The organism is Streptomyces sp. Isolate_45, from assembly GCF_024721315.2.
Classification (GTDB): domain Bacteria; phylum Actinomycetota; class Actinomycetes; order Streptomycetales; family Streptomycetaceae; genus Streptomyces.
This window is the reverse complement of sequence record NZ_JANFAK020000034.1, coordinates 1-22,104: the sequence shown is the minus strand read 5'-3', so window position 1 is coordinate 22,104 and position 22,104 is coordinate 1. Positions and strand designations below refer to the sequence as shown.

Here is a 22,104-nt window from a genome sequence, read left to right as displayed (position 1 = left end):
GCGGAGCCCGCTCAAGCGGTGGCGCCGCGGCGCCGGTGTTCGAGGGCCGCGGCGAGGACGTACGCGCCGCCTCCCCCGACGGCGAGCACCCAGTAGGGGCCGGGAGCGCCGAGCGGGAGCGCCGCGGTGGAGATCAGGGCGAGCCAGAGCCCGAGGCAGTAGTGCGGCACGTCGCGGCGTACGGCGCCTTCGGCGAGGTAGAGCAGGCCGACGACGAGCCCGGAGCCGGCGGGCCACAGGACGGACTGGAGCCGCGGTTCGTCGACCAGCGACGTGAGGCCGGTGATGGCGAGGAACAGGACGGTGAAGGCGGCGATCCAGGCCGCGCCGAGCAGCCTGCCGGAGAGGACCTCCGCGGCGGGGGCCCCGTGTTGGGCCCGCGCGGCGGCGATCGTGGCCAGGGCGATGCCCGCCACGAGACCGCCCACGAGGAGCGTCGAGGGCAGCCAACCGGGCAGGTCGAGCAGGGGCGCGGGGCCCTCGGAGAGCGCGGCGGCGCCGTGTCCGAGTACGTGGGCGAGTCCGAAGCCGAGGTAGGCGGCGCGGTTGTCGACCTCCCGCGGACCCCGGGCCGCCTCGGTTTCGGGCCGGGCGGCGGCGTGGTCCCGTGGCGGGGACGGGGTTCGGGCGTGGGCGACGGGCGGCGGGGCGATCGCGCGGCCGGACATGGTGGGACCTCCATCGGGGACGGCGGGGTGGTGGGGCGCCGCACGGGGCGGCCGGCGCCGGACCCGTGGTCCGGCGCCGTCGTGGGTGCGGTCCTGCCGGGGAAGCGGTCCATGCCGCGCCCCGGGGCGGTGCGGTGCGGTGCGTCAGTCGTTGACGCCGTCCAGGTCTCCGTCGGGGATCCAGGAGCCGTGGATGCCCGCGGTGACGCGGCGCGGCAGGTGGACGGTGGCGATCCGGTCGAGGCCGGACGCGTCCAGGACGAGCAGTTGGGAGGCGTCCTGCTTGAGGTCGGACACCACGGTGAGCAGGTAGCCGTCGTCCTCGAGGGTGGCACCGGCGGCGGGGACGAAGACGGCCTCGCCGGGCAGTCGGGCGTCACCGATCCGATGGATGCGGCGGGCTCCCGTGGTGCGGTCGTACTTGACGACTCCGTAGCCGCCGTAGCCCTCGTGGTCGGGGAAGGACACGGCGTACTGGTAGCGGTGTTCGGCACCCAGGTAGTTCTCGTTGAGCGTCGGGAACTCCACCGCGAGGTCGTCGATGATCTGTTCGTCGACGGTGCCGGCCTCCATGTCGATCACCCAGCGGCGCGTGTAGGAGCGGGTGTTGGGCTCGGTGCCGCGGCCGGGCGCGCCGACCCACCAGTTCCAGGAGAGCCGGAAGCCCTCGCGGTCGACGGTGGGGCCTTCCAGGACGATGTTGCCCTGGCCGTCCTCGTAGGCGTTGCCGACGTGCAGCATGTTGCCGGGCTCTATGGAGAACCAGCGGATGTGCCGGTGCCCGTCCTCCCCGCGGGGCATGACGCCGATGCGGGCGGGCTGGTCGTCGCTCCAGGCGTAGGGGATGCCGGAGTGTTCCGTGGGCTCGAAGGTGACGTTGCCCTCGACGAAGACGACGTGCCGGCGGGTGATGGCGAAGTCGTGTTTGAGGGAGGCGGTCGCTCCCGGGATCTCGGTGCTCCGGATGAGCGCGCCCCTGGCGTCGGCGACGTGGTGGGTGAGGAAGGGCGGGAACGGCGCGGAGCCGAAGAAGTGCAGCTCGCCGGTGCGCGGGTCCTCCTTGGGGTGGGCGGTCATGGCGGTGCGCAGGGTGCCGTTGAAGTCGTACGGGCCGACGGTGTCGAGGTCCGGGGTGAGCTCGAAGGGGAGGTTGGCCTCGCAGAGGGCGAGGAGGCGTCCGGCGTGTTCGATGACGTGGGTGCCGGCGGTGCTGGCGGTGAGGTCGGGGCCCGTGGCGGTCATGTACGGGGCGCCGTCGAGGGCGGGGGTGCGGACCCAACGGTTGCGGTACCACTCGGCGCGACCGTCGCGCAGGCGGATCCCGTGGACCATGCCGCTGCCCTTGAACCAGTGGCTGGGGGTGACGCCGGGCTTGGGGTTGTGGCTGTTGCGGATCAGCCGGCCGGTCAGTTCGGGGGGCAGGGTGCCTTCGACGGTGAGTCCGGCGGCGGAGACCTCGTCGGCGACGGGCGTGTAGTGGCCGGTCAGGTAGGGCGCGGTGGTCATTTCGGGTCCTCGTGTCTCGTCGGCTTCGGTGGTGGCCGTGGTCTTCTTCGCGGCGGCGGCTGCGGCTGCGGTGGTCGCCGTGGCGGGCGCGGGGCTCAAGCGGGCTGCTCGGCGCGCGCCTTGAGGCAGTCGAGCCAGTCCCGCAGGGAGGTCCTCAGGGCGGTGGCGAGTTCGTCGACCGCGGCGTCCACGGGGTCGCCGCTCCAGGACTCCTCGGTGCGGACGACGACGCCGGCCCCGGACGGCTCGAACGTCCATGCGTGGATGCCGACGATGCCCTGGACGGTCCCGCCCCAGACGATCCGCCGTCCCGGAACGATTTCGTGGACCGTGGAGGTGATGTCCAGCCCGTGGGTGAGCCAGCCGAAGCGGGTCCCGACGGCCAACGGGCCGTCGAGCCGGGCCCGGTCGATGCCGGTGTTCCAGACGGGCCAGTTGTCGACGTCGGTGTGCAGTTCCCAGACGGTGGCGGGAGCGGCGTCGATCGTCGTCGTGAGGCTCACGACGACGGGGGCGGTCGTGTCGATGGTGGTGTGCATGCTTGTCCTTGTCGGTGCTCGGTACGGATGGGGCGGTGCGGCTCGGGTCGTACGGTTTCGGGTCACGCGGTTCCGGGTCGGGCGGCGGGCGTCCGGTCGGTGGCCCGCCCCGCCTGCGAAGGCGTCTCGACCGGCGCCCCGGACGGGGGCGCCTCCGCCGGGAGCGCGCCGCGGGGGCGGCGGGCGGGGCGGGTGAGCGGCAGGGCGAGGAGCGCGGTGGCGGCCAGGATCGCGGCGGAGACCGCGAAGGCCGCGCGGTAGCCCGAGGTGAGGGCCTCCGGTGGGCTCTGGTGGGCTGCCGCGTGGGTGGTGACGGATCCGGCCAGGGTGGCGAGGGCGGCCAGGCCGATCACACCGCCGACCTGACGGGTGGTGTTCACCAGTCCCCCGGCGAGGCCCGCGTCCTCGCGGGGAACGCCGTCCACGGCGAGCGCGGTGAGCTGGACGAAGCCGATGCTCAGGCCGAGGCCGACCAGGATGCTCGGACCGAGGACGTCGAGGAGGTAGCTCCCGTCCGCGCTCATCCGGGACAGCCACAACAGACCGGCCGCCTCGACGAGCAGGCCGCCCGTCAGGGTCGCCCTGGCGCCGATCCTCCCGGAGAGCCGGGGTGCCAGGAGCGCCCCGAGCATGTTGGCCGCGGCGAGGGGTAGTTGTCCCGCACCGGTGGCCAGGGGGCTCATGCCGAGGACCTGTTGCTGGTAGAGCGGTAGGAAGAAGAACAGCGCTATCCATACGGATCCCAGCAGCGCCATCAGGACGTTGCCCGCGGCGATGCGGCCGGTCGTGAACATCCGGGGCGGGATCAGTGCGTCCGGCCGCCGGCGTTCGACGAGGACGAAGAGCACGAGCAGTACGACGGCGCCCAGGAGGGCGGCCAGTACCCCGGTGTCCGTCCAACCCACGGCCCGCGCGCTGGTCAGCGCCCAGACCAGACAGGTCAGGGCGAGCGTGACGGACGCCGTCCCCAACAGGTCGAACCGCCCGGCCCCCCGGCCCGCCGGCCGGGGCACGAGCGCCGCCACCGCGACGAGCACCAGCAGCGCCCCGAGCGCGACGGCGTGGAAGACCCGGGGCCAGCCCCACGCCTGGGTGAGCACCCCGCCCAACAGGACGCCGCTCGCTCCCCCCGCGCCGGAGACGGCGCCCCACACCCCCAGGGCCCGGCCCCGCCCGGGGCCGGGCGGGAACAGGTCCATCGTCAGGGCCAGCGCGGCGGGAGCGACGGCGGCGGCGCCGGCGCCCTGCACCACACGGGCGGCGATGAGCGGGCCGGGAGAGTCGGCCAGCCCCGCCGCCAGTGAGGCCCCCGCGAACACCGCGAGACCGGCGATCAGCAGCCGGCGGCGACCGAGCAGGTCTCCCGCCCGGCCCCCGGCCAGGAGCAGCGCACCGAACGCCAGGCCGTAGGCGTTGACCACCCACGTGGTGCCGCCGTCCGACAACCCCACCCCGGAACGGATCTGCGGCAGTGCCACGTTCACGATCGAGGTCGCCAGCATCACGGTGAACTGCGCGGCCGCCAGCGCCGCGAGCGCGGCTCCCCGGTGGGGTGGGACGGCGGGCTCGCCGTTCGTGCGTCCAAGGTTCATGACGCACAGCCTCTTGTCGGGCGGTGTCCACTTTCCATGCCCGCCGGCGGCGTTGCCTGTCCAGTCCTGTCCGCACCTGTCCACCCGGGCGATGCCACGACCGCGCACGGCCCGTGGGCGCACCCGCCGCGGGGTCTCCTAAGGCGGCGCCGAGAGCGCCGCGGACGTCACCGGATCGGCCCCGGGACGTACCCGCCGGGTTCCTTCGACCGCCGGCTTCAAGCGGGGTCGGCCGGGAAGTCGTCCCAGGCCATCGAGCTCATCCTCCAGCCGGCGGGCGTCCGGACGAACTGGGTGGTCTTGCGGCCCGAACCCTCGAACGGCTCCCCTTCGAGGAAGCCGGACTTGCGGTACTCGCTGAACCGGTGCGCGACCGATCGGAAGATCTCGGTGCGCTCGTCGACCTCCCATTCGCGGAACTCCGTGAGGGTGCCGTCGGTGAGGATCTTCTCCCGGGGCTCGATGAACCCGTCGAGGTCGTACACGACGGGCTCGCCCCCGACGTTCTTGATGATCATCCCCTGGGGGATGAACACCTCCCTGACCGCCTCCAACCTCGGGCGACTTCCTCCGGTGTTGGTGAACGCACCGAGGAACGTCCGCATCAATCGGTCGAGTTCGCTCTTCACATCGGACACGGGCCCATCCTCGCGCACCCGCCCCGAGCCCGGCAACGACCCCAACGAACCAGTAGCCCAACGCATCCGCTCCATCACTTTCCGTGAGAAACGGAGGATGGATTCCACTCGCCGTGGGCAGAACTGGTCCATGGACACGGACACACCCGGATGGCTGCGGCGCCTCACGCGCCGCCTCACTCCCACGGGGGGCGGCGGCGCGGCGGCGGTCTTCGCGCCGCGTCGCGCCCCCGCCTTCACCGCCGACTTCGCCTCCCCCACCCAGTGGATCGCCGGCCGCTCGTGGGCGTATCCCGGCGGCGGCCCGGTCAACCCGCGCGACAACAAACTCGACCACCTGACGGCCGACCCCGCCTACAGCCGCACCGGCGTCTTCCGGGCGACCCTGCGCCCCGACGGGAACTGGGACAGCGGCCTGCTCACCACCGAGGGCAGCGACGAGGGCTTCATGGTGCGCACGGGCGACGTGTTGGAAGCCCGCGTGAAACTGCCCGTCGAGCGGGGGGCGTGGCCCGCGATCTGGACCTGGCGGGACGGCGGCCAGGAGATCGACGTCTTCGAGTACCACCCCGACAACCCGGATCTGCTGGAGCTGTCCAACCACGTCCGGGAGGGCCACCGCTACCACCGGGACCCGTCCGTGCGGCCCGGCGGCTGGGTGGACCTGAAGGTCGAGTTCGGCCGCAACTCGGTCGTCTGGTGGGTCAACGGCGCCCGCGTCTTCAGCGACGGCAGGGGGGTGGGCCGCACCTGGCGCGCCTACCTCATCGTCAACCTGTCGGTGTGCGCCGGCCGGTACCACCCGGCCCCGGACCCCTCGGCCACCGAGATGTCCTACGAGGTCTCCCAGCTGAGGGTGTACCGGCGCTAGGGGTTGTCCGCCACCAGCCGGGCGACGGCTTCGACGAAGCGGTCGACGCCGCCCGGGGAGGCCGTCAGGAAGAGGTTGGGCTCGATGAGCTCCAGCTCCATCACCACCGGCGCCCCGTCGGCGCCCCGCACGAGGTCGACCCGGGCGTAGACGCCGACGGCGCCGACCGCCGTGGCCGCGGCGGCCAGGGCTGCCGCGGCGAGGTCCCGTTCGGCCTCGTCGGGTACGTGCGCGGTCAGGTCGGGGTGCGGGGTGCGCCCGTTGTCGATGCGGCCGGTGTCGGTGAGCACGGGCCCCTTGCGCAGGGCGTGGCTGAACCGGCCGCCCAGGTACACCAGGGCCCGTTCGCCGTCGGCGATCCGGTCCATGTACGGCTGGACCATCGCCGTCTCGCCGGCCTCCTGGAGGAGGCGTACGTGGGCCTCGGCGGCGGCGCGCTGGGTCGGGGTGTAGCGGGCGCTGTTGCGGGCGCCCGCGGACACCGAGGGTTTGACGACGATGTCCCCGTGCTCCGGCAGCGCGACGTCCTCGCCGGGTGCGATGAAGCGCGTCGGGACGGTCGGCACCGCGAGGGCGGCCAGTTCCGCGAGGTACCTCTTGTCGCTGTTCCAGCGCACCACCCGGGCGGGGCTGTGCAGCGAGGTCACCGCGTCGACCCGGTCGACCCAGGCCAGGAACTCGGGCAGCCGGCCCGTGTACTCCCAGGTGGAGCGGATGACCACGAGGTCCTGGGCGGCCCAGTCGAAGTCGGCGTCGTCCCAGCGCGCCGTCGTCGCGTCGACGCCCCGCGCGCGCAGGGCGGCGACCAGCAACGGCAGTTCGCCGTCGTGCGCGATGCCCGACGCGTCGGTGGCCAGGGCGACCCGCGGCCCGACCCGTGGGGCGGCCGCGGGCAGGGGGCGGGCCTGTGCGTCGTCGGCGGTGCCGGCGTTGTCGCGCACGGTTTCGGCGTTGCTGTCCACGGTGTCGGCCGTCCCGTTCCTTCGTCGTCCGAGGGGATCGTGTCCATGATCGCATCCACGGTCGCGCGGGGACTCAGCCGATGTCGAGCACCAGGTCGGCGCGCTCGCGGCCGCCGGCGACGAGCCGCGCGTTGGCCTCGTCCGAGCGGGCGACCCAGGCCCTGGCGTGCGAGGGGTCCTTGCCGTGGCGCACGTGCCGGTCGACCAGGCGGGCGACGCGCCGCACGTCATCGGGTGCGAGGTACCACACCTCGTCGAGGAGGGGCCGGACCCGAGCCCACTCCCCCTCGTCGTGCAACAGGTAGTTCCCCTCGGTGATCACCAGCGGCACGGCCGGGGCGACGGGAATGCTCCCGGCGACGGGTTCCTCGATCGTGCGGTCGAAGGCCGGGGCGTAGACCGTACTGCCGTCGGCTTCGCGCAGGCGGCTCAGCAGGGCGGCGTACCCGGCGGCGTCGAAGGTGTCCGGCGCCCCCTTGCGGTCGGCCCGCCCCAGCCGGACCAGTTCGGCGCCGGCGAGGTGGAAGCCGTCCATCGGCACGACCACCGCGAGGGACGGCCCGAGGTCGGCGGCCAACCGCTCCGCCAGGGTCGACTTGCCGGCGCCCGGAGGACCGGCGATCCCGAGGATCCGCCGGCCGCCCCGGGCGGCCAGCGCCCGGGCCCGTTCCGTCAGCTCGGCCCGTTCCGTCGGTTCGCGCGACTCCGTCGTGTCCACACGCCGCATCCTGCCGGATCCGGCCCGGCGGACGGACCCGAACGGGTGGGTCGCGGGGTGGGTTTACGTGGGGTCGGTTGACGGAGTGGGTCCGGCGGCCGGTGGTCGGCGGACGGTGGTCGGCGGTCGGCGGTCCGTGGTTGGCGGTCGGTGGTCCGTGGTCGGTGGTCGGTGTGTTCAGTCGACGTCCAGGTAGTACGCGCCTGCCCGCGCGTCGGCGAAGAGGGTGAACTGCACCGGTGGTGCCCCCTCCGTGCCGTCGGCGTCCATCTCGACCGGCTCGGCGTCCACCAGGACGTACTCGCCGTATCCTTCGAAATCTCCGGGCCCGTCCGCGACGCCGATGTGGATCGGGGTCTCGTCGGGCAGGTTCGCGAGGGCGTCACGCAGGCGTCCTGCGGTCCATACCTGCGGAGTGTGATCGAACGTCTCAGCCATGCGCCGAGGTTAGAACCACCTGCCCCCGTGTTGCCGGTACGCCGCGCCGTGGTCCGGGGGCCCGGGCCCCACCCGGCGCACACCCTGCCGGAAACCGGTTGCGGCGCCCCCGTGACCTCCACTCCGCCGGATCGTTTCTCTTCATGTCGCGCCAGGTGTATGCCCCGCAAACCCCCCGCGGCGTGTGCGACGGACGAAGGCCATGGGAGCACCATCTCTCCCATGGCCTTCGTCCGTGTTGAGGCCGGTGCGGAAGGAGCGTTTCAGCGCCGCGCGTTGCCGGGATGTCGCTTTCCTGCACCCCGATCGGTGCGGATCTCGCCGGGAGCCAACTACAGCCGCCCTGAGGTGAGTACCATCCGGCAGCAACACACCAGGTCTCACAGGAGAGCGAGCCGACATGGCAGACGAGCTGGACACCACGCCCATCCACAGCCTGTACGCGGAGCGTTTCGCCGCCGATCTGGAGACCAACCGCAAGGAGCAGGAGGATCTTTCCTCGCGGATCACGGAGCTCGACGCGCGGCTGAAGCAACTGAAGGCGGACGAGGACTGGCTCTGCGGCGTGCAGGGTGCGGTCCCTCCGGCGGGGGTCCTCGTGGGAGGTTCCCCGGGGGCGCTCGCGCCGGCCCCGCTCCCCGCCACCGAGGAGGCGCCGTCCCCGTCGTCCCGGGCCGTTCCCAAGCCCCGGCAGGCGAAGAAGGCGTCGGGAACCGCGCCCCGCGCCAGGAAGGCCGCCCCGACCAGGAAGTCCCCGGGCGGCGCCACCGCCACCAAGACCCGGACCGCCACGGCGACCAGGACCAAGGCGGCGCCGGCAACGACGGCGAAGGCCGCACCGGTCGAGGCCGCACCGGCGAAGGCGACCGCTGACGCGGCAGCGGCCTCCACCAAGGCCACCCCCGCGAAGGCCGCCACGGAGGCGGCCGCCCCTGCCGCGCCCGCGAAGACCGCCCCGGTCAAGGCCGTCAAGGCCGTGAAGACCTCCTCCGCCAAGGCGGAGGAGGTCACCCCCGTCAAGGCCGAGAAGTCCACCCCGGCCGCGAGGAAGGCGCCGTCGGTGACGCCCGGCAAGGTCGCCGAGCCGCCGCTGCGCGAGCTCGTCCTGGCCCTGCTGGCCGGTGCGGCGGAGCCCCGCATGGTCAGTGAGGTGTCCACCGAGCTGACGGCCGCCCACCCCAGCCGGTCCACCTCCACCCAGGTGGTGCGCAACACCCTGGAGGGCCTCGCCAAGAAGGGGCTCATCGAGAAGGACAACAAGCAGGGTTCGGTGATGTACACCGCTCCCCGGCCCGCGGTGGACGGTCCGACGCCCGTGGCGCCGGCCGAGGCGAAGCCCGCCGCCGCAACCGCGGCGACGACGGTGGCATCCGAGGCCTGATCGCCCGACGATCACCACACCGCACCAACCGCACCACCCCGACCGCCCGCACCGTGCCCGCCGCTCCGACGGCCGCACGGGCGGGCGGTCGGTTTTTCGGGCGTGCGAGGTTCTCGGCGGTGTGCGGATCGCCGAGGGGTTCCCTCAGCGCGCCGACCCGCGCGGTTCGTCGGTGCGGGCCGGGGCCGGTCGGTCGTCGGGGCGGCCGGAGTCGTCGTCCGCGTCCAAGCCCTGCAGGCCGGGGAAACGGTAGGGGTCGAGCGCCCACTTCGGCGTTCGGGACGAGAGTGCGTACGTCGGTGCGGTGGTCATCGAACCTCCCGAGGATCGTCACTGAATGTCATGACTCATCACTCTCCGCGCGCGGTTGCGCAAGGGGCTCCCTTCCACCCGAACGCCCCCAATGACATCTCGTCACATCGCGATTCGAGGCCGATCGGGGGGGCCTGACGGGCCATCGAGGGGCCACAGGGGTGAAGACGTTTCCATCATGACAGGTCAGACGGCATTTTCGTAGGACGAACGGCACAGGTGATTGCCCTTGTTTGGGTGCCTGTGCGGCTTTCAAAATCACCGTTATGGATCACACGGTGCAGATCAATCACGACGCAGTCCTCCGGGCCCGGGTGGCCCTCCTCGAATCGGGGACCCTGCCGGTACGCCGACAGGTCGCCGCCTATCGCGTGCTCGTCCAGGTGAGCCCGCTCGCGTACCTGCCCCGGCTGGTGGAGGCGTTGTACGTCTACAGCCGTCAGGAGTTCTCGGACCGACCCGCGATAGCCCTCGCCCTCCGCGCGGAGGGCCTGTCCGCCGCACGCCGGATGTGCGCCCTGGAAGCGGGATGGGAGGAACTCCTCGCCGCGGCGCTCGCCGGCCACCGCGAGCAGTTGGCCCTGATGGGCCGGGACGCGGAACTCGAAGTCCTGGACGCCGAGATGAGGTCCCTCGGGCTCGGTTTCCGTGAGGCCCTGGAGTCGTTGAAGCGTCCGCGCGGCAGCGCGTAGCGGGGTCGACGGTCCCGGCCCCGCGTGCCGGGACCGTCCGCATGGGCGGAATCCGCGCTCGTCAAGGGCGGGCACAGCCGGCGCCGGGCCGTGCGGGGCGGCGGTTTGACCGGGTGGGCGTCCGTTCTGAAGAGTCACCGTATGAACGAGAACCTCCTCTCCCTCCCCGTGGCCGAACAGCTCTCCCCGTCCGTCAGCCTGCGCCGGATCGGAGAGCTGCCCCTGGTCGTCGTCGACCACCCCGGGGTGCGCGCCGCCGTCACCCTCCAGGGTGCGCAGGTCGTCGGCTGGCAGCCCACCGGGGCGGAGCCGGGGCTGTGGCTCAGCGAGAAGACGCAGTGGTCCGCGGGGCGGGCGGTCCGGGGTGGGGTTCCGCTCTGCTGGCCGTGGTTCGGACCGGCCGGCAGCCCCTCGCACGGGTTCGCGCGGATCACCACGTGGGAACTCGGCGCGCACGAGGAGTCCACCGAGGGCGTGCGGCTGACCCTCACCCTCCGGGACTCCGAGGAGACCCGCGCACTGTGGCCGCACCCGTTCACTCTGGTCGCCCGCATCGCGCTCGGCGCGACCTGTGACATCGAACTGGAGGCTCACGGCGACTACGAGACCACCGCCGCCCTGCACACCTACCTCCGGATCGGTGACATCGACGCGGTGACCCTCACCGACCTGGGCGAGCGGTACACCGACAACCTCCTCGACGCGCGGGGCGAGGCGGAGAAGGAGCTGCGGCCCGTCGGCCGCGTCGAGCGGGTGTACACGGAGCCGGTCGACCTCTCCCTGGTCCACGACGAGGGACTGGGCCGCACGATCGAGGTGCACCACCGGCACCAGAGCGACGTCGTGGTCTGGAACCCCGGCCCCGAGCTCTCGCACACGATGGCGGACCTCACCGACGACGGCTACCGGCAGTTCGTCTGCGTGGAGACGGCCCGCCTGTCCCGCCCCCTGATCAGCACTCCCGACGACCCGGCCCGGCTGGCGGTCACCCTGCGGGCGCGGGCACGCTAGGGGCTGTGGCCGGATCGGACACGTCCCAGGATCACCCAGGTGCTGTCCGCTCGGCGGGGTCCGGGTGGTCCGGGTCCGGTGTGACGTGTGAGGGCCGTGCGCCGTTGTTCGGGGCATGGACGAATTGCTGGACGTGCTGCTCGACGGTGTGACCGAGCCGCGCCTGAAACTGATCAGCGGGGACGAGGCCCGGGCCCTGATGGTGCTCCTCTGCGTGCTGGAGGACGACCGGCAGACCGAGGAGGTCCGCAGAGCGGCGGGAGAGATGCGCTCCCGCCTGGTGTCCCGTCTGGCCTGAGGTCGGACGGAAAGACGGAGGGACCGGCCCCCGGGGGCCGGTCCCTCCGTCCGTCCCGGCGCTCCACTCCGCCGGCCCGCCGCCCGGCGGGTGCCCGCTACGGGTTGAGGCGGGTGTTGACCAGGTACCGGGCCTGCTCGGACAGCTCCTTCCGCCGCGCGTCCTCCGCCACCAGCCGCAGTTCCCCCTGGAGTGCCAGTTCGGTACGCAGCACCGTGCTCCGGGGCACCGGCACGCGTTGTCCGGGCTTCTCGGTGAACGGCTGGAGCTCGGCCGCCAGCGCCTGGGCGTCGTCCGAGGTACCGCGGCGCAGCGAGAGGAACACCCGGGAGAGCCAATCGGCCGGGATCTTCACCATGAAATCGTCCATGGAGAGACAACGGCTCATGATCCCGGCCCGTCACGGCATTCCACCCTTTCCGGATGAGCCGGTCAGTCGAACTTCTCACCTGACCGGTCCAGCGCTTCGGCCGCGCCGCCGCCGAGGGCGGTGTGCGGGGCGGTCCGATGAGCGGCGCGTGGGGCGTACCCGTTTCCAGGGCACGTCCCCACGCACCCGTCCCTCACACACCCGCAACGGCCCAAGGCCGCCGCGGGGAAGGAAGTCATGAACCTGAACCATCTGAAGGCGACGACGGAGCGGCCCCGAGTGCGCTCCCGGGTCCTGCTCGCCTCCCTGGCCGCGGCAGCGGCGCTCACCGGCCAGCTCGTCGCGTTCGCCCCGGTCGCTTCGGCCGACGGGCCCGGTCCGACGGGCCAGAACACGGCGCCGTCCGCACCGGACAAGCAGGACCCGCCCACCAGCAAGGAGAAGGACCAGGGGAAGGACAAGAAGCCGGCCAAGGCCCTCCACGGCCTGCGGCAGTTCACCTCCGACAACACCTTCACCCCGCCGGCCGGCGTCACCTCGGTGTTCGTCCAGGCGTGGGGTGCCGGCGGTGGCGGCGGCGGTGGCGGCGGTGGCGGCAGCACGCCGCGCAACGCCGGCGTCGGCGGGACCGGTGGCGGCGGCGGGGGTGGCGGCTTCACCTGGTGCGTCGTCCAGGTCAAGCCGCTGGCCGACTACGGCGTGGACGTCGGCGAGGCCGGTACCAGTGGTGCCGGCGGCGCCGGCGGAACCATGGGCGGCCCCGGTTCGACCGGTACGGACGGCGGCGACGGATCGGCCTCGACGCTGACCCGGTCCGCCGACAACACCGTGCTGCTCAACTCCACGGGCGGCGGCGGTGGCGGCGGCGGTGGCGGCGGTACGACCGTCGCCGGCGCAGCCGGCACGCCCGGAACGGGCGGCAACGGCTCGTGCTCCACGGGCGGCGTGAACCGGCTCGGCGGCTCCGGCAACGCCGACGGCACCGGTGGCGGTACCGCCGACGGCATCGTCGAGCTTCCCCCGGGTGCCGCGGTGGGCGGGGACGGTGGACCCGGCGGAGCGGCCGGAACCGTCGGGGTCACCGGCACGCCGGGTCAGCCCGGCGGCGGCGGCTACGTCGTCATCTACTGGTAGTTCCCGACCCGTTCGGGCAGTACCGCCCGCGTGTGCCCGCCTTCCGGCCGGTTTTCGGTCCGGGGGGCGGGCACGCCCGCGAGTAGCATGCGGATGCTCGACAGGACGGTACGCCAGGGGTGGAGAACAGAACATGAGCATGTACACGGGCGGCGGACACCACGGTCCCCCGGAGGGCCGGGGCGGGGGCCCGCCCCCGTGGCCCGGGTACACCCCGGCACCCGCCGTCGCGGCGGTGCCGCCACAGGGATACCCGTACCCGCCGGTCCCACCGCCGGGATACCCGTACCCGCCGGCCCCACCGCCGGGATACCCGTACGCGGGTGGCCCGTACCCGGGGTACCCGTACGCTCCCGTGCCGCCGTCCCCGGTGGTGCTGACGCGGCGCCAGAAGGTGGTCCGGTTCGTCTTCAATCCGCTGTACGCCGCCCAACGCGTGTTCCGGCCCTCCCGCCCCGGCCTCGTCTCGGACCCCCTGGTGCGCAAGCTCCAGTTGTGGCGGACCTTGCTCGGCGCCGCGGCGTGGCTCGCGCTCACGTACACGTACACCGCGATCAGCAGTGCCGAGGACGTCGGGGCCGTCGCCAGTGACCGCTTCGGGCAGAGCTGGGACAGCGTGCTCGTGCTGGCCTGCACCTTCCCTGTCGTGGTCGGCTCCTTCGCGGCCGCCGCCCGGGGCCCCGTACGCCGCCTCTACCTGCGGCGCGCCCTGCGCTCGCTCGGGGCCGTGCTGGCGCTGATGGCCGCCATGGGCAGCTTCGCCCTCGTGGCGGCACCGGGTTCGCAGGGGCTGCGCGACGCGGTCGGCCTCCCGGGCAAGATCGCCATGGGGCTGATGTTCCTGTGGGCGCTCGGCTTCGCCCTCTACGGCACGGGGCTCTCGCTCGTCCACGTCTTCCGCACCGCGGACATCCACGAGTTGGTGCCGCCGGTCCTCGCCACCCTGCTCGTGTGGGAGATGGCGGTCCTGGACCTGATCAACGGCACCTACGACCAGGTACCCCCCGCCGCCCGCCTGGTCTTCGTCCTGGGCGCGCCGGTGACGGTGACGGCCCTGTCCGTCTGGGAGGCGTACCGCCTGCGCCGCCACCACGGCCTGTCCCTGCGCCGCGCCCTGCGGCCCTGAGGGCGGGGCCGGTACGGCTTCCGCGTGCGGGATCGGGGAGCCGGGGCGATGGTGGAGCCAGCCTTTCCGATCGCGTGTTCCCCCGGTCCCACCGGTTCGGGCGGTCGGGCCGGTTCCTGCGGTTCCCGGGAGGTTCGATGCGCCGAGTGCTCGCCCTGGTCCTCTCCGGACTGCTCGCCTCCGCCGCGGTGGCCTGCAGCGGGGAGGCGACGGTCACCACCGCAGCGACCGGTGGCTTGCCGGCCCTGGGGGCCGCGACGCCCGCCGTCGCGGCCCCCCGCTCCGTCAAGCCGTCGCCCGTCGCGTCCGCCGCGGTGGGCGCCACCCTCGACATCAGGGGCCTCACCGACGGGGAGGGGCTCGCGGTCACCCTGGTGAAGGTCGTCGACCCGGCCCGCACGGGGAACCCGTACTCCGCTCCTGACGCGGGCTCCCGGCTCGTGGCGGTGCAGTTCCGGCTGAAGAACACCGGCACCGCCGTCTACCAGGATTCCCCCTCCAACGGGGCGAAGGTGGTGGACGAACAGGGCCAACAGTTCGGCTCCGCGTACCAGGACACCACGGCCGGTCCCGGCTTCCCGGGCAGCATCACGGTCGCGCCCGGCGACACCGGGCTGGGGTTCATCACCTTCGAGGTGCCGAAGGCGTCGCGCGTCACCATGGTCCAGTTCGCGATGAACAGCGGCTTCTCGCCGAACACCGGTCAGTGGAGGGTGCCCTGAACCGGGGAGATCGACCCCCCGACGGCGCCGTTGCACGGCCGTGAGGTCGCCCGTCCGGCCGGCCGGAAGCACTTCGGGGTCCACCTGAGGTGGTTTTCGTTCCGCCGCCGGGAGGACGCACCCCTACACTTGTGCCGCCCGGCCGAAGGCGCCGGCTTCAGGGGAGCGAAGTCCGAAGTGAGCAGCATCAGCAGCGACGCGCCGATCTACGACCAGCTCATACGGGAGCGGGGCGATGTACCGGGCCAAGTCCGGCGGGAGGCCGAGGAGATCCACCGGGCCCTCGCCCAGGTGATGAACCGGCGCCCTCCGGCGGGCATGCCGACCTGGCGGACGTCCTAGGTCACGTCACCGGGCGTCGGGCCCCGGGCGGGCTTCCGGGCCGTCGGGACCCGTGGCGATGGCGACGGCGAGACCGTCGACCAGTTCGGCGCCGGGCAGCCGTGCGAAGAACCGTCCCGGGACGATGAGCTTGCCGCGGCGGCTGCCGCTGCCGACGAGCACGTACGGAAGTTCGGCGACGGCCGGATCCACCAGGATCGGCCAGTCCGCCGGCAGGCCCAGCGGGGTGATCCCGCCGTGTTCCATGCCGGTCCGCTCCACGGCGGTCGCCATGGCGGCGAAGGACACCTTGCGGGCCCCCAAATGGCGCCGGACCGCGCCGTTGACGTCCAGGCGGCTGCCGGAGGGCACCAGGCAGGCGGCCAGGGTCGTCCCGCCTCCCCGCTTGGCCGCGACGACGACGCAGTTCGCCGACGTGTCGAGCAGTTCCTGCCCGTAGTGGGCGACGAAGGCCGCGGTGTCGGCGACGGTCGGGTCGGTGTCGACGTAGACGATCTCCTCGACCGGCAGGTCCCCGGCACGGCCGCGCACGGCTTCGGCGACGGGGAACGTGAGCTCGTCGAGGCAGTCGGGGGCGGGCCGGGCATGGTCGAAGGGGCCGATCGGAGCGCGCATGCCCGTACGTTAACAGCGGGCCCGCGGGGGTCCTGATCCCGAACGCCGTCATGAACCCGGTCCCGCATCCGAACCCGGTGGACTGGCGGCAGGGGCATGACATACCTTCGGTCGACTCGGGCCGCCTGTCAGGTGGCCCCTTTCCATGTCACGCGTCGCACCGTCCCGTGGGGGTACTCCGTCATGTCCTTCAGCACGCCCGATCCGGCTCCGTCGGCCTCTCCGCAGCCCGGCTTCGGGCCCCCGCCGGTGGGTCCGCATCCGGCTCCGGCCCCGCTGCCGCCCGCCGCCGGTGTGCTGCGGTCGCCGCAGGGGTTGGCGACGGCCCTGACCGCGCTGCTGTCGGTGGGAGCCGCGGTCGACGTGTTCTCGTCGGGCGTCAACATGTACACCTGGAAGCTGATGAAGGACCTCATCGGCGACCCCCTGTCCGTGGACGACGACAGCCTCGACCTGGCCGACACGCTCACCGGGCTCGCCGGACTGGCGCAGTTCACCCTGCGCCTGGCCACGGTCGTCGTCTTCCTCGTCTGGTTCCACCGGGTCCGCTGCAACGGCCAGGTCTTCCGCCCCGACGGTTTCACCCAGTCCACCGGTTGGGCCATCGGCGGCTGGTTCGTCCCGCTCGCGAACCTCTACTTCCCGTACCGGACGGCGCGGGAGACGTGGGAGGCCAGCACCCGGTCGGCGCCCGACGGAACCTACCGGAACACCTCCAACGCCCCGGTCACGGCGTGGTGGATCGTGTTCCTCGCCAGCCTGCTCATCGACCACGTCTTCGCGGCGCAGTACCTGAAGGCCGAAACGCCCGAGGAGCTCCGCGCCGTCTCCGCCGTCGGTGCGGTGAGCGACCTGACCACGGTGGTGGCCGCCGTGCTGGCCCTCCTCTTCGTCCGCAAGCTCACCGCGATGCAGCACGCCAAGGCCACGCAGGGACCGGTCGCCCACGTCTGACGCCCCTCTCGCGAGGCCGCGCCGGGGACCGGGGTCGGTCAGCGGGTTCCCTGGGGCGTGTCGTCAGACTCACGTCCGCCTCGCGGCGTCCGGGCGACGACGGGAGTTCGACGACAGCCCCTAGGAGGTCAACAGGTCGGTGACCAGGCGCGTGGTCTTGAGGCCCGCGTGCTGCTTGATCAGGCCCTCCTTCGCCGCGCCGCGGACGGACGCCGTGGTGGTGCCGGGGTCGGCGGGGGTCAGGGTCACGGTGACCACCACCGGGTTCATCCCCCCGAACCCGCCCCCCACGAGCGCCCTGACCACGGACCCGCAGGAGTCGTCCGGGCCGGGGGCGTCCAGGAGGCGGCCGACACGGGCCAGCGTCGCGGCCACGTGGCTCGCCGCCCGGTCAGCGGGCAACTCCAGGGTCAGAACCGTTTCGTGGACGTCCTTGCGCAGGTACCGTGCCGCGAGCCTGGCCCCGAACCGCCCGCCGGATCCGCCGCCGACGGCGCCTGCCGCGCCCAGCGCGTCCGCGAATATCCGGTCCTCGTCGTTCACCATCGCGTCAGGGTACCGGTCGGCGCGGGCTCCGGGGGACTGCCGGCAGTCAGTACGCCGCGGGCCACTGGACGACCCGGGGCGCGTCCTCGGGACCGGGGTGCTCCCGGTCGGCGAGGCCGCGGTCCAGGAGTTCGGTGCGCCGCTCGTCCAGCGCGGCGAGCTCGGGGTGCGGCGTCGACGAACGGCAGTACGCGCGGAGCCTGTCGGTGCGGTCGGGCCGCGGACGGATCGCCCGCCAGGTCCTGGGCAGCGCGGTCAGGCAGGACGCCGGCTCCCGACCCCGTTCCCGCCGCGACACCCCGCGAGGAAGCGTTTCCTCGTACGTCCGGTACAAGCCGGAGCCCACCAGGAGCTGTGGGCCCAGTACGGATCGAAGTCGGCGGCGGCGAAGCGTGCGTACGCCCTGCGGTTGGCCAGTCGGCGCCCCACCCACAGCAACCCGATCCCCGCACAGGGGATCAGGAGGACGATCAAGGAGACCTTGACGAGGGTGAGTTGGTGCACGGCCCGAGGCTGGGTCGCGGCCCACGCCGGCGTCGAACGGTTCGCCGACCTGGAACGGTTGCGGGCGTCGAACGGTCGCGGACCTTGAGCGGTCGCGGACCTTGCGCGGTTTGCCGAGCCGCCCGGTTCGAAGGGCCCGCAGCGTGAGGGGTGGTTGTGCGCCGAACGAGGGCTCCTCGGCCGGGCGGCCGACCGGGTTGGGCCGGCGGGGGGTTCCACCGCTGCAAGCTGGGGCAACCCACGAAAGGACCTGTCCCATGGCAAACGTGCGACGCATCGTCGACATCGAGAAGCGTGAGATCGAAGTCTTCGAACTCGTCACGGACGAGGCGGGGCTGGCGGAGATGCGCGCCGACCCCGAGGGGTACGTGCGGAAGGTGCTCGCGAACGACATCGACCACATCAACGGGGTGTCCTTCGACGTGCACGTGCTCGCCGAGTTGCACAAGTCCACGGCCGTCTCCGGTGGCCCGTACGTGGTGCACCACACCGTCAGCGGGAAGTGGGAGTCCTGGGTGGAGGTCACCAACCCCAAGTAGCGCCGGCGTCGGGTGACTCGGCCCGATCCGGTCCCCCGGGGCCGCCGTTCCCCCGCGCCGGTGATCTTCCGTAAGCTCATGATCGGCCCGTCCGCCGATCGAGCCTTCCGGCACGCGGTCCGGCGGCCCCGGGACCTCCCCACAGATTTCGACCGAGTCGAGGAACAACGTGCACCTGCCCAGGAACCGACGTCTGGCCGTCAGCGCCGCCCTACTCGCCGTGGTGGCCGGTGTCGCCCCGGCCACCGCCGCCCAGGCCGCCCCGGCCCCGGTCCCGGCTTCGGCCGGCGAGGTCACGCAGACCTCCGGGTCCGGGCTCCCCGCGCCCGATCTGGAGGGCCTGCTCCAGGCGCTGCAGAACACGACCGCCCAGGGCGCGCCGGGTGCGCTGGCCCGCATCGGCGGGGTCGACGGCGTGCAGAGCAAGACGGTCGGCGTGCGCGACACGAGCTCGGGCGCGGCCATGGACACCCGGGCCCGGTTCCGGATCGGCAGCGTCACCAAGACCTTCTCCAGCGTCGTGCTGCTCCAACTGGTCGACGAGAGGAAGATCGACCTGGACACGGCGGTCAACCACTACCTGCCCGGGCTGCTGCCGGACGACCGGATCACGGTGCGTCATCTGCTGACGCACCGCAGTGGGCTGGCGGACTACACGAACGCCATGTTCGAGAAGACCGTCCCCGGCTTCGAAGCCGTCCGGAACAAGCAGTTCAGCTACCAGGACCTGGTGACGCTCTCGCTGAGCGAGCCGCGCACCACCGAGCCCGGCGTGTCGTACAAGTACTCGAACGCCAACTTCGTGGTCGTCGGCATGCTGATCGAGAAGGCCACGGGACGCCCGGTCGCGAAGGAGTACGAGCGCCGGATCATCAAGCCGCTGAAGCTCCGCGACACCTCGTACGTGCACCCGCGCGCGGAGATCAAGGGCCTGCACACCCGCGGTTACCTCACCCCTGACGAGGCCGGCGCGCCGCTGGTCGACTCGACCGAACAGACCGCTTCCTGGGCGCAGTCGGCCGGCGCGATGATCTCGAACCCCGCCGACCTCAGCACCTTCATGTCCGCGCTGATGACCGGCAAGCTCCTGTCTCCCCGGACGCTGGACGCGATGCTCACCGTGACCCCCACCGACACGACGAACACCCGCTTCTACGGGCTCGGGCTGCGCCGCTACGACCTCTCCTGCGGCACCTCCGTGTACGGGCACACCGGTACCGTGCAGGGCTTCTACACGTACGCCTTCGCCACGCGCGACGGCAAGCGCAGCCTCACCGCGATGGCCAACACCTCGAACCGCGGCGTCGCGAACACGGCGCTCGGCGGAACGCTCGAAGCGGCGTTCTGCGGCAAGAAGCCGGTGAAGGCCACCGCGCGCGGCTTCTCCTCCGCGCAGAACGACTCGTTCGCCCCGGCCCGCTCGGCCGTGACGTCCGCGCCGGCCGAGGTGGACCTGCCGGAGCGCAACGCCCGCTGATCCCGGGGGCCGTCGTGGCCGTGCGCGTCACGGTCACGGCGGCCCCGTCGGCCCGGGAGCGCCGACGCGGCCGAGGAGTTCGGCCAGCCCTCGTCGGGTCGCCGCCAGGACCACGCGGTCCTCGGGCCGCAGGACGTAGCCGGGGTGCAGGTCCCACACCAGTCCCGGACCGGCGACGGAGCCCTCGCGCGGGGTGGAGCCCAGGTCGGGGCGGCGTTCGTGCGGGGAGGCGGTGTCGAGGGCGATCACCCGCCAGGCGCCGGGGCGGAAGGACTCGGCGACCGTCAGGCCTTCGAGCTGCGGGGTGCCGGCCACGTCCACGGCGGCGAAGAGCAGTACCCGGCGCTCGACCGGTATCGCGCCGAGGATTTGACGGCCCATCATCGCCCCCGCGAAGGCGGGTGCGGCGAGGTGGGTGACGCTGCGGCTGCGGGTCAGGGCGTCCGGGTGCGCGGCGCGCAAGGTGCGGTAGACGGCGGTGGCGAAGTCGTCCTCGTACAGGCGCAGCACGGCCCGCAGGTCGGGTTTGACGCCGCGGGCGTGGAGGGCGGCTTCCAGGTTGGTGGTGTCGGAGCTGGTCAGGGCCAGCAGGGCGTGGGCCCGGTGGATGCGGGCGGCCTCCAGGACGCCCTCGTCGGTGACGTCGCCGAGGACGACCGGTACGCGCAGCCGGCGGGCCAGGGCCAGCCCGCGGGCCTGCGGGTCGGACTCGACGCACACCACGGGGATCCCCAGTTCCCGCAGCCGGGCCAGCACCCGGGTGCCGATCTTGCCCAGTCCGAGGAGCACCACGTGCCCGGACAGCCCGCGCGGGGGCCGTCGTAGGGCGGTGGCCGTACGGAACGCGCCGAGGGCCTCGATGGCGGCGGCGACCAGGACGGGGAGCAGGAGCAGGCCGACGAACCCGGAGAGGATCTGAAGGACCTGACGGACGGTCGGAGCGCCCACCGCAGGGTCGTTGATCGCGAAGATGTCGAGCAGGGTGATGTAGGCGGCGTGCAGCGGGTGGTCCCCGGTGGTGATCCAGGAGCCGACGGCGAGGGCCGCCACCGCCGCCGTGATGCCGGCGAGGGACCAGCGCAGCCTGCGGGAGAAGAGGGAGCCGACCGGGAGCGCGGCGGTGCTCAGCCGGCGTGCCGGACGGATGGGACCGGTGTGGGAAACGGCTTCCAGTGCGACGGTGCCGCGGCCGGTGGCGGCGGCCACGGCTCGGTCGTCGGGCAGGAGTTGGAGTCCGCGTTCGCCGCCGAGTACGGAGCTTTCGCTGCCCGCCGGGTCGGTGGTGGTCGCGGACAGCAGGGCCAGTGTGCACAGCCCGGGGTCGGCCACCTCGCCCCGTCCCGGGGGTGTGCGTTCCACCGCGCGCAGCAGCAGCCCGTCCGCCTGGATCACCTTGCTGGTCCCCGCGACGGCGCTGGCGGCCAGGGCGGGGGCGGCGGTGTCCGCGTCGGACAGGACGGTCGTCGCGGAGTCGGGATCGCGGGGTCCGGCGGCGGGCCCGGCGACGATCGCGGCCTGGTCGAGGAGCTCTTCCAGGTGTTGGCCGAGCTTGCGGTTGTACAGCCGGATGACCAGTCGCAGCCTGGGGTTGAGGCGCCGGGCCACGAGGGCGGCCCGGACGTTGCGGTCGTCGTCCTCGTAGACGAGCGCCAGCGCGGAGGCCTCGGCCGTCCCCACGGCGGCCAGGACTGCCTCGTCCGGTTCGGCCGCCTCCACGATCCGCGGTCCGTCCGGGGTCCGTTCCCCGGCGGGTGTGCGGAAGGGCCGGGCGGGCGGGACGCGCCCGAAGAGCCCCCACCACGGCGGGCGACCCACCGCGAGGGGGCGTTCGGCGGTGGGCGGGACGACGAGCGTCACCTGTTCCGCGTACACCTCTCCCAGCTCCGCGGCGAGCCTGCGGGCCAGGCCGTCGTCACCGCACACCACCATCCGGCCCGTGGTGTGCGGGACTTGGGTCTGCTGCGGCGGAATCTGCTGCGGCGGGGTCTGCTGCGGCGGGGTCTGCATCAGCACAGGATGCCCTGTGCCGGTCGCGCCGGTCCGCGCGGACCGGGCGCCCCCCCCCCCCCGCCCGCCCCCCGGCCCCCCCGCGCGCCCCCGCCCACGCCCCCCCCGGCCGGCCCGGGTTGTCTCCCGGGGCGAGGCGCGG

At 73.2% G+C, this 22,104-nt stretch carries 27 protein-coding genes; 12 read left to right on the top strand and 15 right to left on the bottom strand.

Annotation, left to right across the window (positions count from 1 at the left end):
- Positions 1 to 11: 11 nt before the first annotated feature.
- The 5 genes from NOD94_RS13850 to NOD94_RS13830 form a co-directional block, all read right to left on the bottom strand.
- Positions 12 to 668 (bottom strand): ABC transporter permease, encoded by a 657-nt coding sequence (locus NOD94_RS13850; RefSeq protein ID WP_281206190.1) that lies wholly within the window; start codon positions 666 to 668, stop codon positions 12 to 14.
- Positions 669 to 812: 144 nt separating this feature from the next.
- Complete coding sequence (locus NOD94_RS13845; RefSeq protein WP_281206232.1) at positions 813 to 2,174, bottom strand: carotenoid oxygenase family protein; 1,362 nt, start codon at positions 2,172 to 2,174, stop codon at positions 813 to 815.
- 95 nt (positions 2,175 to 2,269) lie between these two features.
- Positions 2,270 to 2,713, bottom strand: coding sequence for an SRPBCC family protein (locus NOD94_RS13840; protein WP_281206189.1), 444 nt, complete (start codon positions 2,711 to 2,713; stop codon positions 2,270 to 2,272).
- Between the two features lie 62 nt (positions 2,714 to 2,775).
- Positions 2,776 to 4,305: an MFS transporter gene (locus NOD94_RS13835; protein ID WP_281206188.1), complete on the bottom strand. Its 1,530-nt coding sequence runs from the start codon at positions 4,303 to 4,305 to the stop codon at positions 2,776 to 2,778.
- Positions 4,306 to 4,523: 218 nt separating this feature from the next.
- Positions 4,524 to 4,910 carry a DUF4440 domain-containing protein gene (locus tag NOD94_RS13830; protein WP_319188744.1) on the bottom strand — a complete coding sequence of 129 codons (387 nt, stop codon included), beginning with the start codon at positions 4,908 to 4,910 and terminating at the stop codon, positions 4,524 to 4,526.
- A gap of 163 nt (positions 4,911 to 5,073) precedes the next feature.
- Here NOD94_RS13830 and NOD94_RS13825 point away from each other — a divergent pair, with 163 nt between their 5' ends.
- Positions 5,074 to 5,814 (top strand): family 16 glycosylhydrolase, encoded by a 741-nt coding sequence (locus NOD94_RS13825; RefSeq protein WP_281206186.1) that lies wholly within the window; start codon positions 5,074 to 5,076, stop codon positions 5,812 to 5,814.
- Here NOD94_RS13825 and NOD94_RS13820 read toward each other — a convergent pair.
- The 3 genes from NOD94_RS13820 to NOD94_RS13810 form a co-directional block, all read right to left on the bottom strand.
- A complete protein-coding gene (locus tag NOD94_RS13820; protein ID WP_281206185.1) occupies positions 5,811 to 6,776 on the bottom strand; it encodes a hypothetical protein in 966 nt (321 codons plus the stop codon). The two genes, NOD94_RS13825 and NOD94_RS13820, sit on opposite strands and share 4 nt — an antisense overlap.
- Positions 6,777 to 6,849: 73 nt before the next feature.
- A complete protein-coding gene (locus NOD94_RS13815) occupies positions 6,850 to 7,494 on the bottom strand; it encodes a nucleoside/nucleotide kinase family protein (RefSeq protein ID WP_281206184.1) in 645 nt (214 codons plus the stop codon).
- 177 nt (positions 7,495 to 7,671) lie between these two features.
- A complete protein-coding gene (locus NOD94_RS13810) occupies positions 7,672 to 7,932 on the bottom strand; it encodes a DUF6225 family protein (RefSeq protein ID WP_281206183.1) in 261 nt (86 codons plus the stop codon).
- 400 nt (positions 7,933 to 8,332) lie between these two features.
- On the opposite strand from NOD94_RS13810, the gene NOD94_RS13805 reads away from it, so the two are divergent.
- The gene (locus NOD94_RS13805; RefSeq protein ID WP_281206182.1) at positions 8,333 to 9,313 is read left to right on the top strand and encodes a hypothetical protein; all 981 of its coding nucleotides are present in this window, start codon (positions 8,333 to 8,335) and stop codon (positions 9,311 to 9,313) included.
- Between the two features lie 144 nt (positions 9,314 to 9,457).
- Here NOD94_RS13805 and NOD94_RS13800 read toward each other — a convergent pair whose 3' ends face one another.
- On the bottom strand, positions 9,458 to 9,625 hold the full coding sequence (locus NOD94_RS13800; RefSeq protein WP_281206181.1) for a hypothetical protein: 168 nt from the start codon (positions 9,623 to 9,625) through the stop codon (positions 9,458 to 9,460).
- 266 nt (positions 9,626 to 9,891) lie between these two features.
- Here NOD94_RS13800 and NOD94_RS13795 point away from each other — a divergent pair, with 266 nt between their 5' ends.
- The 3 genes from NOD94_RS13795 to NOD94_RS13785 all read left to right on the top strand — a co-directional run bounded on the left by NOD94_RS13795 (position 9,892) and on the right by NOD94_RS13785 (position 11,626).
- On the top strand, positions 9,892 to 10,317 hold the full coding sequence (locus NOD94_RS13795) for a hypothetical protein (RefSeq protein ID WP_281206180.1): 426 nt from the start codon (positions 9,892 to 9,894) through the stop codon (positions 10,315 to 10,317).
- Between the two features lie 141 nt (positions 10,318 to 10,458).
- Complete coding sequence (locus NOD94_RS13790) at positions 10,459 to 11,328, top strand: D-hexose-6-phosphate mutarotase (RefSeq protein WP_281206179.1); 870 nt, start codon at positions 10,459 to 10,461, stop codon at positions 11,326 to 11,328.
- A gap of 115 nt (positions 11,329 to 11,443) precedes the next feature.
- Entirely contained in the window at positions 11,444 to 11,626 is a 183-nt protein-coding gene (locus tag NOD94_RS13785) for a hypothetical protein (protein WP_281206178.1), read from the top strand.
- A gap of 97 nt (positions 11,627 to 11,723) precedes the next feature.
- Here the strand turns inward: NOD94_RS13785 and NOD94_RS13780 are convergent, their stop codons facing one another.
- On the bottom strand, positions 11,724 to 11,984 hold the full coding sequence (locus tag NOD94_RS13780) for a hypothetical protein (RefSeq protein ID WP_281206177.1): 261 nt from the start codon (positions 11,982 to 11,984) through the stop codon (positions 11,724 to 11,726).
- A gap of 249 nt (positions 11,985 to 12,233) precedes the next feature.
- Here NOD94_RS13780 and NOD94_RS13775 point away from each other — a divergent pair, with 249 nt between their 5' ends.
- The 4 genes from NOD94_RS13775 (at position 12,234) to NOD94_RS13760 (ending at position 15,320) form a co-directional block, all read left to right on the top strand.
- Positions 12,234 to 13,130, top strand: a complete 897-nt coding sequence (locus NOD94_RS13775; RefSeq protein WP_281206176.1) for a hypothetical protein — start codon at positions 12,234 to 12,236, stop codon at positions 13,128 to 13,130.
- Between the two features lie 355 nt (positions 13,131 to 13,485).
- The gene (locus tag NOD94_RS13770; RefSeq protein ID WP_281206175.1) at positions 13,486 to 14,256 is read left to right on the top strand and encodes a hypothetical protein; all 771 of its coding nucleotides are present in this window, start codon (positions 13,486 to 13,488) and stop codon (positions 14,254 to 14,256) included.
- Positions 14,257 to 14,393: 137 nt separating this feature from the next.
- Positions 14,394 to 14,978, top strand: a complete 585-nt coding sequence (locus NOD94_RS13765; RefSeq protein WP_281206174.1) for a DUF4352 domain-containing protein — start codon at positions 14,394 to 14,396, stop codon at positions 14,976 to 14,978.
- Positions 14,979 to 15,155: 177 nt separating this feature from the next.
- Complete coding sequence (locus tag NOD94_RS13760; RefSeq protein WP_281206235.1) at positions 15,156 to 15,320, top strand: hypothetical protein; 165 nt, start codon at positions 15,156 to 15,158, stop codon at positions 15,318 to 15,320.
- Between the two features lie 6 nt (positions 15,321 to 15,326).
- Here NOD94_RS13760 and NOD94_RS13755 read toward each other — a convergent pair whose 3' ends face one another.
- Complete coding sequence (locus NOD94_RS13755) at positions 15,327 to 15,935, bottom strand: YbaK/EbsC family protein (protein WP_281206173.1); 609 nt, start codon at positions 15,933 to 15,935, stop codon at positions 15,327 to 15,329.
- A 183-nt stretch (positions 15,936 to 16,118) separates the two neighbouring features.
- Here NOD94_RS13755 and NOD94_RS13750 point away from each other — a divergent pair, with 183 nt between their 5' ends.
- Complete coding sequence (locus NOD94_RS13750; RefSeq protein WP_281206172.1) at positions 16,119 to 16,889, top strand: DUF4328 domain-containing protein; 771 nt, start codon at positions 16,119 to 16,121, stop codon at positions 16,887 to 16,889.
- 120 nt (positions 16,890 to 17,009) lie between these two features.
- Here the strand turns inward: NOD94_RS13750 and NOD94_RS13745 are convergent, their stop codons facing one another.
- Genes NOD94_RS13745 through NOD94_RS13735 form a run of 3 tightly spaced genes read right to left on the bottom strand, consistent with a single transcriptional unit; the run spans position 17,010 to position 17,939 of the window.
- Positions 17,010 to 17,435: a hypothetical protein gene (locus NOD94_RS13745; RefSeq protein ID WP_281206171.1), complete on the bottom strand. Its 426-nt coding sequence runs from the start codon at positions 17,433 to 17,435 to the stop codon at positions 17,010 to 17,012.
- Between the two features lie 46 nt (positions 17,436 to 17,481).
- The gene (locus tag NOD94_RS13740) at positions 17,482 to 17,733 is read right to left on the bottom strand and encodes a hypothetical protein (protein ID WP_281206170.1); all 252 of its coding nucleotides are present in this window, start codon (positions 17,731 to 17,733) and stop codon (positions 17,482 to 17,484) included.
- Positions 17,691 to 17,939 (bottom strand): hypothetical protein, encoded by a 249-nt coding sequence (locus NOD94_RS13735; RefSeq protein ID WP_281206169.1) that lies wholly within the window; start codon positions 17,937 to 17,939, stop codon positions 17,691 to 17,693. The genes NOD94_RS13740 and NOD94_RS13735 overlap by 43 nt, the downstream gene beginning before the upstream one ends.
- Positions 17,940 to 18,196: 257 nt before the next feature.
- Here NOD94_RS13735 and NOD94_RS13730 point away from each other — a divergent pair, with 257 nt between their 5' ends.
- Both NOD94_RS13730 and NOD94_RS13725 read left to right on the top strand, forming a co-directional pair.
- Positions 18,197 to 18,478 carry a hypothetical protein gene (locus NOD94_RS13730; RefSeq protein ID WP_281206168.1) on the top strand — a complete coding sequence of 94 codons (282 nt, stop codon included), beginning with the start codon at positions 18,197 to 18,199 and terminating at the stop codon, positions 18,476 to 18,478.
- A 169-nt stretch (positions 18,479 to 18,647) separates the two neighbouring features.
- The gene (locus NOD94_RS13725; protein ID WP_281206167.1) at positions 18,648 to 19,955 is read left to right on the top strand and encodes a serine hydrolase domain-containing protein; all 1,308 of its coding nucleotides are present in this window, start codon (positions 18,648 to 18,650) and stop codon (positions 19,953 to 19,955) included.
- 33 nt (positions 19,956 to 19,988) lie between these two features.
- On the opposite strand, the gene NOD94_RS13720 is transcribed toward NOD94_RS13725, so the two are convergent.
- A complete protein-coding gene (locus tag NOD94_RS13720) occupies positions 19,989 to 21,884 on the bottom strand; it encodes an NAD(P)-binding protein (protein WP_281206231.1) in 1,896 nt (631 codons plus the stop codon).
- Positions 21,885 to 22,104: the final 220 nt, after the last annotated feature.